An 11839-nucleotide genomic window follows, 5' to 3' on the forward strand; every position below is an offset into this window, starting at 1 on the left:
TGCCCATCCGCCGGGGCCTGAAAAACAGGGAGAATAACGACATGAAAACCAAGCTTCTGATGTCCGCCACGGCCGTCGCCGCGCTCGGCACCGCCGTCATGGCGCAGGAGATGGCCGACGAGATGACTCTCGTCAGCTGGGGCGGCGCCTATCAGGCGAGCCAGGTCAGTGCCTATTCCGAACCCTATCTCGCCGACCATCCCGAAGTGTCCATCGTATGGGACGAAAGCTCCCCCGAGGCGGTCGCCAAGCTCCGCGCCATGAACGAGACGGGCAACATCACCTGGGATCTCGTCGACGTGGAAGCGGCCGACGCCATCCGGCTCTGCGACGAAGGACTGGCGATGGAGATCGACGCCGACGAGGTCCTCGCCGCGGCGCCCGACGGCACCACGGCGTCCGACGATTTCGGCGACATGCTGGTCTCCGACTGCTTTATCCCGCAGATCGTCTTCTCGACGACGTTCGGCTACCGCACCGACATGGTGCCCGAGGGCGTCGAGCCGCCGACCGGCGCCTGCGACGTCTTCGACCTCGAGACCTATCCGGGCCAGCGCGCGCTGAACCGCCAGCCGATCGCCAACCTCGAATGGGCACTGCTGTGCGACGGCGTGGCCTATGAGGATGTCTACGACATGCTCGAGACCGAAGAGGGCCAGGACCGCGCCTTCGCCAAGCTCGACACGATCAAGGACCAGACGATCTGGTGGACGGCCGCCGCCGAGACCCCGCAGCTTCTCGCCGACGGCGAGATCTTCATGGGCTCCACCTACAACGGCCGCCTCTTCGCCGCGATCGAAGAGCAGGACCAGCCGATCGGCATGGCCTGGGATTGGCAGATGTTCGACCTCGACGGCTGGGTGATCCCCGAAGGGCTGCCCGAGGACCGGCTCGCCCGCGTGATGGACTTCGTCTACTTCGCGACCGACACGCAGCGGCTCGCCGATCAGGCGGCCTACATCTCCTACGGTCCGGCGCGTGCCTCGTCGGCGCCGCTCGTCTCGACCCATGCCGAGCTCGGCATCGAGATGGCGCCGCACATGCCGACCGACCCGAACAACGCGGAGAACACCTTCGTGAACAACTACCTGTGGTGGGCCGACTACCGCGACGACTTGGACGCCAAGTTCCAGGCCTGGCTCGCGCAGTAAGACCGCTTTCCGGGGCGGCCTTCGGGCCGCCCCGACCCCCAAGAAGGACGAGAAAAGACGTGCCCAAAGGCTACCTGATCCTCCACGTCACCGTGACCGACGCCGAGCCCTACAAGGACTATGTGCGCCTCGACACGCCGATCTTCGAGCGGCATGGCGGGCGCTTCCTGGTCAGGGGCGGCGCGGCCGAGGTGCTCGAAGGCGAGGCCAAGGCCCGGCATGTCGTCGCAGAATTCCCGTCGCTCGAGGCCGCGCGCGCCTGCTACGAGGACCCTGAATATCAGGAGGTCCTCAAGATCCGCACCGCCAATGCCGAGAGCGACGTCATCCTCGTGGAGGGCACCTGATGACCATGGCGACGGAGGAAGGCGGCCGTGTCCCCGAGATGACCGGCGAGAACACCGCCGCCCGCATGGTCGCCGCCGACGGCCGGCCGCTCAAGCGCTCGCTGGCCCGCGCGCTCCGCCGCGAGAAGCTCCGGGCGCTGATGCTGATCGCGCCGCTTCTCATCTTCATCCTCGTCGCCTTCGTCGCGCCCATCGTCGACATGCTCTTCCGCTCGGTCGAGAACGGCATCGTCTCCGACACGCTCCCCCGCACCACCGCGGCGCTGGAGGACTGGGACCCGGAGGAAGCCGAGCTGCCCCCCGATGCCGTCTATGACGCCTTCTACACCGATCTCGTCGTCGCCGAGGAGTTGAAGCTCCATACCCGGCTCGGCACGCGGCTCAATTACGAGCTCACCGGCATCTCCTCGATGTTCCGGTCCACCGGCCGCGCCGTCGGGCGGTTCGAGACGGATATCTACACAGACCAGTTCATCGCCGCCGATCCCGAGTTCGAGCGCCCCGTCGCCTGGGTCGCCTGGATGAACGACGATGCGGTGCGCGAGGCGCTGCCCCAGACCGCCTCTGCCTGGGAAGGCTGGCGCGACATGCTCGACGACAGCGGCGACGAGGCGGGCGAGGAGGACGTGCCCGATTTCGTCTTCGCCGCGCTCTACCGCGACGCGCTGGCCGGCGGGCTGCCCGACGCCCTGCCGCAGGTCGATGTCTCCGGCTTCGAGAGCGTCTCGATCCGCGAGCAATTCGCCGAGGCCGACGAGGAATGGCTCGACCCGGAGGTCTGGGAGACGATCAAGGTCTTCTCCCCCGACTACACGCCCGGCTACTTCCTCAATTCCGCCGATCTGCAGCTCACCCCGCAGGGTTCGATCGAACAGCGGCCGGAGGGCGACCGCATCTACATGACGCTCTTCGGGCGGACGATGTGGATGAGCCTCGTCATCACCGTCTCCTGCATCCTTCTCGGCTATCCGGTCGCCTGGATGCTCGCCAACCTGCCGATGCGCTCGGCGAACCTTCTGATGATCCTCGTGCTCCTGCCGTTCTGGACCTCGCTTCTGGTGCGGACCTCGGCCTGGAAGGTGCTCCTCCAGCAGCAGGGGGTCATCAACGACATCCTCGTCTGGGCGCATATCATCTCGGACGGGAACCGGCTGGTGATGATCAACAATGCCACCGGCACGATCATCGCCATGACGCATATCCTTCTGCCCTTCATGATCCTGCCGCTCTATTCGGTGATGAAGACCATCCCGCCGAGCTACCTGCGCGCCGCCAAGAGCCTCGGCGCGACGAACTGGACGGCCTTCTGGCGGGTCTATTTCCCGCAGTCGGTCCCCGGGATCGGCGCGGGCTCGATCCTCGTCTTCATCCTCGCAATAGGCTACTACATCACGCCGGAGCTCGTGGGCGGCACCAAGGGGGTCTTCATCTCCAACCGCATCGCCTACCACATCTCGCAATCGCTCAACTGGGGGCTGGCCGCGGCGCTGGGCACGATCCTTCTGGTGCTCGTCCTGCTGCTCTACTGGGTATACGACAAGCTCGTCGGCATCGACAATGTGAGCCTCGGATGAGCCGCGACGAGATCATCGAGGCGCATTACGCGAAGGCCCGGCGCGAGATGGCGCTGCTCTGGGCGATCATCCCCTTCATGGCGGCGCTGCTCCTGGCCTTCTTCATCGCCGGCGGCACCGACGGGCCGGTGAGCCGGCGGGGCGGCGGCGGCATCTTCGCGCTCCTCGCCGTGGTGCCGCTCGTCGTCATCCGCGACTGGCTGTCCGACAACCGCTCCGCCGGGGCGGCGCTCGGCATCGCCCTGCCGATGCTCGGCGGCTTTCTCGCGACGGGGGAGATCTGGGTCTCGCTCCTGTGCGGCGCGCTCGGCGCCGCCGGGGCGCGGACCTTCTACACCGTGCGCGGCCGCACGAGCTATCGCCCGAAGCTCAACCGCGCCGGCCGCGCGAAGCTGACCGCCGATCTCGCCGCCCATGGCCATGAGGAGGAGTTCGCATGAGCGCCCTGCCGCCCTATGCCACCGCTGGCCAGCGCGTCTGGCACTATGCCTTCCGCGTCATCGTGGGGCTGATCCTCTTCTTCCTGATCGCGCCGATCCTGGTGATCATTCCCCTCAGCTTCAACGCCGAGAACTTCTTCACCTTCACGCCCGAGATGCTGCGGCTCGACCCCGAGGGCTATTCGCTGAAGCACTATCGCGACTTCTTCACCAACTCCGACTGGCAGATCCCGCTCTGGAACTCGCTGAAGATCGCGCCGGCGGCGACGCTCCTCTCCGTGACGCTGGGCACGCTGGCGGCCATCGGGCTCAGCCAGCCGCATGTGCCCTTCCGCCGGGCGATCATGGCGGTGCTGATCTCGCCGATGATCGTGCCGCTGATCATCTCGGCGGCGGGGATGTATTTCTTCTACTCCCGCGTCGGGCTGCAGGGCAGCTACATCGGCGTGGTGCTCGCCCATGCCGCGCTCGGCATCCCCTTCGTCATCATCACCGTGACGGCGACGCTCGTCGGCTTCGACAATTCGCTGACGCGCGCGGCGGCGAACATGGGGGCGAGCCCGGTGAAGACCTTCTTCAAGGTGCAGATGCCGCTGATCCTGCCGGGCGTGATCTCGGGCGGGCTCTTCGCCTTAATCACCTCCTTCGACGAGGTCGTGGTGGTGCTCTTCGTGGGCTCGGCCAGCCAGAAGACACTGCCCTGGCAGATGTTCACCGGCCTCCGCGAGCAGATCTCGCCGACGATCCTCGCGGCGGCGACGGTGCTGATCACCATCTCGATCCTGCTCCTCGCGACGCTGGAGATCCTCCGGAGGCGGTCCGAGCGGCTCCGGGGGCTCAGCCCGGGCTGAGCGGGGAGACTTCCCTGTTCCGACAGTAGAGCGGTGCCCCCGCCCGGTACGCGCCGGCACGGCGCAGGGCGAGCGCCGGCCCGTCCCGCGGGCTGGCGCTCTGGTGAAGCCTCGCCCAGCCTCTGGGCTGGGAGGTGTGTGGCACCATTAACCGCCCCGACCAACCCGCAGGAGCGCCGCCCCACGGGCCGGCGCTCGCCCTGCGCGGCGAGGTTGCGCGAGTTGGAGCGGCTATAGTGGGTTGGTAACCCACACTACGGAGGTCGAGGAGGGGTGAGAGGGGGTGGCGGGCTGAAGCCCGCCCTACGTGGGGCCTACGTGGCGCCCTACGCGGGAGGCCCCTCATAACCCCCGTAGGGCGGGCTTCAGCCCGCCACCCTCCGCCGCCACCCCCCTCACGGCAAGAGCAACAACCACCCCGAGATCGTGATCACGCTCAGCCCCGTCGCCACCAGCACCGAAGACGCTGCCACCCGCCGCGCCGCGCCGTACATGTTGGCGAAGAGATAGGCGTTGACGCCCGGCGCCATGGCCGCCGTCACCACGGCGGAGCGCAAGGGCGTCGGCTCCAGCCCGAAGCCGCGGCCGAGCGCATAGGTGATGGCGGGGTGCACGATCAGCGCCACCGCCGAGACGAAGAGGATCGCCCGCATGTCGCCCTCCGGCCGGTAGCGGAAGAGGATCCCGCCGAGCCCGAAGAGCGCCGCCGGCAGCGCCGCGCGGACGATGAGGTCGAGCGCGTCGGTCAGGATCGCCGGCAGCGTGATGCCGGAGAGGTTCACCGCCAACCCCAGCAGGATCCCCACCACCAGCGCGTTCGAGAACATCGCCCGCGCCACCTTGGCGGGGAGCCGGAGGAGGCTCTCGCCCCGCGCCCGTGCCAGCTCCATCGCCGTGATGCCGATGGCATAGAGCGAGGGGGCGTGGATCGAGATGATGGCGAGGTTCGCCTCCAGCGCATCCGCCCCGTAGGCCCGCTCGGTGATCGGCAGGCCAAGGAGCAGCGAGTTGGAGAAGAGGCAGCAGAAGCCGATGGCCACCGCATCCTCCCAGTTCCGCCGGAAGAGCAGCCGCGCCGCCGTCAGCCCGAGCGCGAAGCCGGCCAGGGCGCCTGCGTAGAACGAGATGAGGAGCGGCGGGTGGAACTGCGCGCCGAGATCGAGCGTCGAGATGCCGCGGAAGAGCAGGCAGGGGATGGCGAAGCCCTGAGCGAAGCGCATGAGCCCGTCGACATGGTCGTCGCTCAGGAAACCGCGCCAGCGGGCCACCCAGCCGAAGGCGATGACGATGAAGACCGGCAGGATGACCGGCAGCGTCGTCATCATGGGGCGAGGTCCAGCTCCATCCCGTCATAGGCGGGGGTGACCCCCTCGGGCAGCTCGGCGCAAAGCGTGTCGTAATCGAGATCGACATGCATGTTGGTCAGCACCGCCCGCGCCGGCCTCAGGCGCGCGATCCACTCCAGCGTCTGCGCCAGATGCGCATGGCTCGGATGCGGCTCGCGCCGGAGCGCGTCGATGAGGAGAAGATCGAGCCCCTTCAGCCGCGCCATGGCCGCCTCGGGGATGGCGCTGACATCGGGCAGATAGGCGAAGCTGCCGACCCGGAAGCCGAGAGCGGTCATCTCGCCATGCTGAAGCCGCAGCGGCTCGAAGGGCAAGCCGGCGGCGGTGAAGGGGCCCTCGATCAGGTTGAGATCGGCGATAGGCGGATAGTTCGAGCCCTCGGGCGTCGAGAAGACATAGCCGAAGCGGGTGAGCAGCATGTCGGAGGTCTGCCCGTCCGCCCAGATCGGCATCCGCCGGCGGGTGTTGAAGACCACCATGCGCAGGTCGTCGATCCCGTGCACATGATCGGCATGGGGATGGGTGTAGACCACCGCATCGAGCGTGCCGACCTCCGCCGCCAGCAGCTGCGCGCGCATGTCGGGGGAGGTGTCGATGAGCACGCGTGTGCTGCGGCCTTCCGCCTCCTCCGTCAGGAGGATCGAGCAGCGCGAGCGGCTGTTCCTCGGGTTCGACGGGTCGCAATCGCCCCAGTGGCCGCCGAGCCGCGGCACGCCGCCGGAGGAGCCGCAGCCGAGGATGCGCAGGCGCCGCGCCATCAGGCCGCCTTCCGGAAGAGGCGGTGGAAATTCTCCGTCGTCTGCGCCGCGAAGGCTTCCGGGCTGAGGCCGAAGACCTCCGCCCCGACCTTCGCCGTCTCGGCCACATAGGCCGGCTCGTTGCGCTTGCCGCGATGGGGCGGCGGCGCGAGATAGGGGCTGTCGGTCTCAACGAGGATGCGCTCCAGCGGCGCCTTCGCGAAGATCTCCCGCAGATCGGAGGAGCGCGGGAAGGCCGCGATGCCGGACATGGAGAGATAGCCGCCGATGGCCAGCGCCCGCTCGGCGAGCGCGGGGCCGGAAGAAAAGCAGTGCATCATCAGCGGGTAGGGGGCCTTGGCATAGCCGTCCTCCAGGATCGTGGCCATGTCGTCATCGGCATCGCGGGCGTGGATGATGAGGGGGAGCTGGGTTTCCTGCGCGGCCTCGATATGGATGCGCAGCAAGCGCTGCTGCACCTCGGCGCTCTCGGCCGTGTAGTGATAATCGAGCCCCGTCTCGCCGATGCCGACGAACTTCGGATGCGCGGCGAGGGCGACCAGCTCGGCGACCTCCGGCAGGCGCTCCTCCTCATGGGCGCGCATCGGGTGGATGCCGGCGGCGTAATAGACGGCGTCGTGCGACTCGGCGATGGCGCGGACGAGCGGCTCGCGGTCGAGGCGGGTGCAGATGGTGACGAGCTTGCCCACCCCGGCGGCGCGGGCGCGGGCGATGATGTCATCCACCTCCCCCTCGAAATCGGGGAAGTCGAGGTGGCAATGGGCGTCGACGAGCATGGAATTCCCGGGCGTTTGGCGGGCCTCAGGCTGCAGCCCGGGCGGCCTCTTCGATCCTGAAAAGCATATCGAGGATCAGGGAGGGAGGGTCAAGGTTGACGGCCTTCGCGGCGCGGGCGCGGGCGCCGAGGCTGGCGCCGAGCTCCGCCCAGCCGCGGGCGGCGCGGTCATGCGGCGCGAGCCGGGCAAGAAGCCGCGCCTCGCCGGGCGCACCTTGCGCATCCGGCTCGCCGACGAGCCCGGCGCGGGCGGCGCGGGCGAGGAAGAGGTCGATGAGGCCGAGCGCCAGCTCGAAGCGGCCCTCCGCCCCGCGGGCCCCCACCTTCTCGGCGAAGGCGATGGCGGCGGCGCGGTCGAAGCCGGGCATCCCCTCGAGAAGGCGGATGAGCTCGGCATAAAGATGCAGACCGTCGTCGGAGGCGAGGCGGATGGCGCGCCCGGCGGAGCCGCCGGCGAGGACAGCCAGCGCCTCGGGCGCGTCGGTTGTGATGCCCTGCTCCTCCAGCACGGCCTTGAGCTCGGCGGGGGCGAGCGGGTCGAGCCGGAGGATGCGGCAGCGCGAGCGGATCGTCGGCAGGAGCCGGGCGGGCTGGTGCGAGACGAGGAGCAGCGTCGTGCGCGCCGGCGGCTCCTCCAGCTCCTTCAGGACGGCATTGGCGGCGGTGACGTTCATCTCGTCGGCGGCGTCGATGATGACGACCCGCTGGCCGCCATCGGTGACCGAGAGGTGGAAGAAATTCTTGAGCCGGCGGACGTCGGCGGCCCGGATCTCGGCCGAGAGCCGGTCGCCCTTGTCGTTGGGGCCGCGCTTGACGATGGCGAGGCGGGGGTGGGCGCCGGCGCGGAGGAGCCGCGCGTCCGGGTGGTCGGGCGGCAGGCCGAGCGCCGGCGCCTCGCCGAAGAGCCCCGCCTCGGGCACCTCGCCGGAAAGGAGCGTCGCCGCCATGCGATAGGCGAAGGTCGCCTTGCCGATGCCCTCGGGGCCGGTGATGAGCCAGCCCGAATGGACGCGGCCGGAGGCGAGCGCCTCCGCGACCGCCGCCTCGGCCGCCGCATGGCCGTGGAGGGTCACCGCCTCCCGGGGATGGGCGGCACCCTCGATGCGGGTCGGGTCGGGCAGGTCCGAGGGGTCAGGCATGGCGGCTCCGGTGGAGCGGGGGGCTGTCTGCCCCCCGCGCCCCCCGAGAGTATTTGGAAGAAAGCGAGAGGGGAAGGCGGGGTGGGGGGCGCCCCGCCATTGGCCGGAGGAGGGGGCGGGACGGGTTCTCTGCACCGGCTCGTGGGGTGGTGGGTTACAAACCCACCCTACAGGGCCTCTTTGGCCGCCGCGAGGATGTCGGCGGCGATCTCCTCCTCGCTCCGGTTGGCGTCGATCACCCGGAAGCGGGCGGGGGCGGCTGCGGCTAGGGCGAGGAATCCGGCGCGGGCGCGCTCCTGCATGTCGAGGCCGAACCCCTCGAAGCGGAGCTCGCCGCCCCGGGTCAGGCCGCGGCGGAGCGAGGTTTCGGGGTCGGCATCGAGGAGGAAGGTGACATCGGGTTCCAGCCCGATCATCAGCTCGTGGAGCGCGTCGACCGTCTTGGTCAGATCGCCCCGGGTGAGCCCCTGATAGACCCGCGTGGAATCGGCGAAGCGGTCGCAGAGCACCAGCTTGCCCGCCTCCAGCGAGGGGCGGATCAGCCGCTCGAGATGGTCGCGGCGGGCGGCGGTGAAGAGGAGGATCTCCGTCTCCGGGCTCCAGCGGTCGGGCTCGCCGGTGAGGACAAGCTCGCGGATCGCCTCGGCGCCGGGGGCGCCGCCGGGCTCGCGGGTGAGGATTGCCTCATGCCCCTCGGCTTCCAGAGCCGCCGCGAGGCGGCGGGCCTGGGTGGACTTGCCGGAGCCGTCGATCCCCTCGAAGGTGAAGAACCGCCCGCGCGCGGCGGTCATCGGGCTCTGCATCGGGCTCAGGCGCCCTCGGCGGTGTCGCCGGCACCGCCTGCCGCGGCGCCGTCGCCCGCCGCGGGGGCCGCGCCGGAGGCCGGCATGCCGCCGAAGGCCGGCTCGAGCTCCGCCGCCGCCTGGGGGGCGAAGCGGTGGAGGAGGACGAGCCCCGCGATGCGCAGCCGCTCGCCAAAGCCGCCGCGCGCCACGGCGGCCTCAGCCACCAGCGGCACGCGCACTTCGCCCAGCCCCTCGCGGGTGACGATCAGCTCGCCGATCTCCTGCCCCGCGGCGACGGGCGCCTCGACGGGCTCCGTCCAGACCGCCTCGATCCCCGCCTCGTCGCCGCCGGTGACGGGCATCAGCAGCGTCAGATCCTCGGGGATGACGAGGCCCACATGGCTCTCGGCCCCCATCCAGACGCTCGCCTCGGCGATCCGCGTGCCGCCCTCGGCCAGCGCCGCCTCGGTGAACTGGCGGAAGGCCCAGTTGGTGATGCGCTCGGCCTCCTCGCGGCGCTGCGCCTCTGTATCGAGCCCGGTGATCACGAAGATGATCCGCCGGTCGCCCTGCTTGGCGCTGCCGACGAGCCCGTAGCCCGCTTCGGAGGTATGGCCGGTTTTCAGCCCGTCGGCGCCGATGCCGAGCCCCAGGATCGGGTTGCGGTTCTGGCTGTTGGACGGCACCCGCCCGTCGAACAGGAACTCCTGCTCGCCGAAGAGCGGATAGAAGGTCGGGAAGTCGCGGATGATGTGATCGGCGAGCCGCCCGAGGTCATGGGCGCTCATCAGATGCCCCACCGCCGGCCAGCCGTTGGAATTGGCGAAGGTCGAGGTGGTCATGCCGAGATCCGGCGCCCGCTCGGTCATCATCCGCGCGAAGCCCGCCTCGGTGCCGTCGGGCGACAGGGCCTCGGCGATGACGCAGGAGGCATCGTTGCCGGAGAGCACGATGATGCCGCGCAGAAGGTCCTCGACCTTCACCCGCTCGCCGGAGCGCAGGAACATCGACGAGCCGGCGTAGCCCGAGCAATGCTCCGAGACCAGAAGCTCCTCCGAGACGGAGAGCCGCCCCGAGGCGATGGCCTCGAAGCCGAGGTACAGCGTCATCAGCTTCGACATCGAGGCCGGCGGGATCGGATTGTCGGCATCCTTGGAGAGGAGGACCGTATCCGAGGTCTGGTCATAGACCCAGGCGGCGCGGGCCGGCGTGTCGAAGCTCTGCGCGAGCGCGGCGCCGGCGGAGAAGGTGAGGGCCAGTGCGGCGGCGATGAGGCGGGTCATGTCCATCCCCTGAAGCGGGGCCCCGGGCGGGGGCTCAGTTGCGGGTGAAATAGGCGTCGGTGAAGCCGAGCCTCTTGACGGTGTCGAGATCGGCGGCGCGGGCGCTCTCGCTCGCCGCCGGGCCGACGACGACGCGCCAGAAGGTCGTGCCCTGGCTCGATTGTTCGAGCACGCGGGCGGTGAGCCCGTTCGAGCGCATGGCCGTCGCCGCGTTGTTGGCATTCGCCTCGACCGAGAAGATGCCGATCTGGATATAGGGCCGCTCGAGGCTGGAGGCCGCCGCCGGGCTGGCTGCGGGGGCGGGCGTGGCTGCGGGGGCGGGCGTCGCGGCGGGTGTCGAGGCGCCGCCGAGGATCGCGTCGAGCTCGCTGGTCAGGATCGGGCCGCCGGAGGGGGCGGGCGCCGGGGCGGCGCCGTCATCGCCTATGGCGGCGGGTGCATTGGCCTCCGTCGCCTCCGGCTCGGCCGCGGCCTCGCGCCGGAGCGCGGTGACGTTCAGCTCCGCCGGCGCGCCGGCGAGCATGCCGAGCGCATCGGCGGCATCGGAGGAGACCTGGAGCGACGGGCCGAGATTCTCCCGCTCGCGCCGGAAGAGCGCGCCGATGACGAACTGGCCGTTCTCGGTATTGCGGATGATGACGCGCTCGGGATCGGCGACATCGGGATGCGCCACCCAGACGCCGCCGAGGCTCGGCCGGCCGTCCCAGAGCCCCTCTTCGGTGACGTGGAAGACCTCCGGCGCCTCGACATCGACCTCGACGAGTTCGGTGGTGCCGCCGGGGGCGCCGGCAGCCGTGGCGCCGTCTTCGGACGTGGCCAGAAAGGCCGGCATTTCAAAGCCTTCCTCGCAGCCGGCGAGGCTTGCCGCCATCGCGACTGCCAGCCAGAACGGTCGCCGCGCGGCCCTGCCCTTCATGCGTCCCCCATGCCTCGTCTGCCCCGCCGGCCCCGTCGAAGGGGCCCCTGCCGGGGCACGCTCGCTCGCCTCACGCCCCTTTGCCGGCCATCGGCCAAGCGGGCTTTGGCGGCAGCATAACGGCGGGGCGGTTTCATTGAAAGGCCGCCCGACGGGCCTCACGCCGCTTTCCGCGCATCGTGAGGGCGGGGGGTGAGTGCGGGGGCCGCGGCGCGGCCCGCTTGCAGCCGGCGGGTCGGGAGGCGATAAGCCCGATGGCCCGGAGGAGTGGCAGAGCGGTTGAATGCACCGGTCTTGAAAACCGGCGTGCGTGAAAGCGTACCGTGGGTTCGAATCCCACCTCCTCCGCCACTTGCCCTCGCAGTTTTCGCTCTGCCGCTTTTTGGCCGAGATAGTCCCAGATTTCCGGGCTCTTGCCGCGCCGGCCAATTCAGAGACCGGATATGCACCCACTGAGAGCTACGCTGCATGCAG

Annotated in this window: 11 protein-coding genes, 1 tRNA gene and 1 pseudogene; 6 read left to right on the forward strand and 7 right to left on the reverse strand. The window is 69.9% G+C overall.

Annotated elements, in window-relative coordinates; genetic code table 11:
- The first annotated feature begins 41 nt into the window (after positions 1–41).
- The 5 genes and pseudogenes from ACAZ03_RS04610 to ACAZ03_RS04630 form a co-directional block, all read left to right on the forward strand.
- Positions 42–1151, forward strand: coding sequence for an extracellular solute-binding protein (locus tag ACAZ03_RS04610; RefSeq protein ID WP_373356214.1), 1110 nt, complete (start codon positions 42–44; stop codon positions 1149–1151).
- Positions 1152–1210: 59 nt separating this feature from the next.
- Entirely contained in the window at positions 1211–1498 is a 288-nt protein-coding gene (locus tag ACAZ03_RS04615) for a DUF1330 domain-containing protein (RefSeq protein WP_373356215.1), read from the forward strand.
- A 5-nt stretch (positions 1499–1503) separates the two neighbouring features.
- Positions 1504–3072 (forward strand): ABC transporter permease, encoded by a 1569-nt coding sequence (locus ACAZ03_RS04620; RefSeq protein WP_373357042.1) that lies wholly within the window; start codon positions 1504–1506, stop codon positions 3070–3072.
- A complete protein-coding gene (locus ACAZ03_RS04625) occupies positions 3069–3512 on the forward strand; it encodes a hypothetical protein (protein WP_373356216.1) in 444 nt (147 codons plus the stop codon). The genes ACAZ03_RS04620 and ACAZ03_RS04625 overlap by 4 nt, the downstream gene beginning before the upstream one ends.
- Before the next feature lie 5 nt (positions 3513–3517).
- Positions 3518–4363 (forward strand): annotated as a pseudogene (locus ACAZ03_RS04630) (ABC transporter permease); the annotation flags it as partial.
- Between the two features lie 395 nt (positions 4364–4758).
- Here ACAZ03_RS04630 and ACAZ03_RS04635 read toward each other — a convergent pair.
- From ACAZ03_RS04635 to ACAZ03_RS04665, 7 genes are all read right to left on the reverse strand, one after another.
- Complete coding sequence (locus tag ACAZ03_RS04635) at positions 4759–5688, reverse strand: AEC family transporter (RefSeq protein ID WP_373356217.1); 930 nt, start codon at positions 5686–5688, stop codon at positions 4759–4761.
- Entirely contained in the window at positions 5685–6467 is a 783-nt protein-coding gene (locus ACAZ03_RS04640) for an MBL fold metallo-hydrolase (protein WP_373356218.1), read from the reverse strand. The genes ACAZ03_RS04635 and ACAZ03_RS04640 overlap by 4 nt, the downstream gene beginning before the upstream one ends.
- Positions 6467–7243: a TatD family hydrolase gene (locus ACAZ03_RS04645; protein WP_373356219.1), complete on the reverse strand. Its 777-nt coding sequence runs from the start codon at positions 7241–7243 to the stop codon at positions 6467–6469. Before ACAZ03_RS04645 ends, ACAZ03_RS04640 begins: the two co-directional genes overlap by 1 nt.
- 25 nt (positions 7244–7268) lie before the next feature.
- A complete protein-coding gene (locus ACAZ03_RS04650; RefSeq protein ID WP_373356220.1) occupies positions 7269–8381 on the reverse strand; it encodes a DNA polymerase III subunit delta' in 1113 nt (370 codons plus the stop codon).
- A gap of 167 nt (positions 8382–8548) precedes the next feature.
- A complete protein-coding gene (gene tmk, locus ACAZ03_RS04655; RefSeq protein ID WP_373356221.1) occupies positions 8549–9172 on the reverse strand; it encodes a dTMP kinase in 624 nt (207 codons plus the stop codon).
- Between the two features lie 17 nt (positions 9173–9189).
- Positions 9190–10449, reverse strand: coding sequence for a D-alanyl-D-alanine carboxypeptidase family protein (locus tag ACAZ03_RS04660; RefSeq protein WP_373356222.1), 1260 nt, complete (start codon positions 10447–10449; stop codon positions 9190–9192).
- A 34-nt stretch (positions 10450–10483) separates the two neighbouring features.
- Positions 10484–11365: an SPOR domain-containing protein gene (locus ACAZ03_RS04665; RefSeq protein WP_373356223.1), complete on the reverse strand. Its 882-nt coding sequence runs from the start codon at positions 11363–11365 to the stop codon at positions 10484–10486.
- A 261-nt stretch (positions 11366–11626) separates the two neighbouring features.
- Here ACAZ03_RS04665 and ACAZ03_RS04670 point away from each other — a divergent pair.
- Positions 11627–11716, forward strand: a tRNA-Ser gene (locus ACAZ03_RS04670).
- The last annotated feature ends 123 nt before the right edge of the window (positions 11717–11839 follow it).

The organism is Pseudoroseicyclus sp. CXY001, from assembly GCF_041714655.1.
Lineage (GTDB): Bacteria > Pseudomonadota > Alphaproteobacteria > Rhodobacterales > Rhodobacteraceae > Pseudoroseicyclus_A.

Bases quoted from the DNA above. Each gene is read 5' to 3' on its own strand.
- tmk (WP_373356221.1), bottom strand. From the start codon at position 9,172: ATGACCGCCGCGCGCGGGCGGTTCTTCACCTTCGAGGGGATCGACGGC.
- ACAZ03_RS04610 (WP_373356214.1), top strand. From the start codon at position 42: ATGAAAACCAAGCTTCTGATGTCCGCCACGGCCGTCGCCGCGCTCGGC.
- ACAZ03_RS04645 (WP_373356219.1), bottom strand. From the start codon at position 7,243: ATGCTCGTCGACGCCCATTGCCACCTCGACTTCCCCGATTTCGAGGGG.
- ACAZ03_RS04640 (WP_373356218.1), bottom strand. From the start codon at position 6,467: ATGGCGCGGCGCCTGCGCATCCTCGGCTGCGGCTCCTCCGGCGGCGTG.
- ACAZ03_RS04625 (WP_373356216.1), top strand. From the start codon at position 3,069: ATGAGCCGCGACGAGATCATCGAGGCGCATTACGCGAAGGCCCGGCGC.
- ACAZ03_RS04635 (WP_373356217.1), bottom strand. From the start codon at position 5,688: ATGATGACGACGCTGCCGGTCATCCTGCCGGTCTTCATCGTCATCGCC.
- ACAZ03_RS04650 (WP_373356220.1), bottom strand. From the start codon at position 8,381: ATGCCTGACCCCTCGGACCTGCCCGACCCGACCCGCATCGAGGGTGCC.
- ACAZ03_RS04620 (WP_373357042.1), top strand. From the start codon at position 1,504: ATGGCGACGGAGGAAGGCGGCCGTGTCCCCGAGATGACCGGCGAGAAC.
- ACAZ03_RS04665 (WP_373356223.1), bottom strand. From the start codon at position 11,365: ATGAAGGGCAGGGCCGCGCGGCGACCGTTCTGGCTGGCAGTCGCGATG.
- ACAZ03_RS04660 (WP_373356222.1), bottom strand. From the start codon at position 10,449: ATGACCCGCCTCATCGCCGCCGCACTGGCCCTCACCTTCTCCGCCGGC.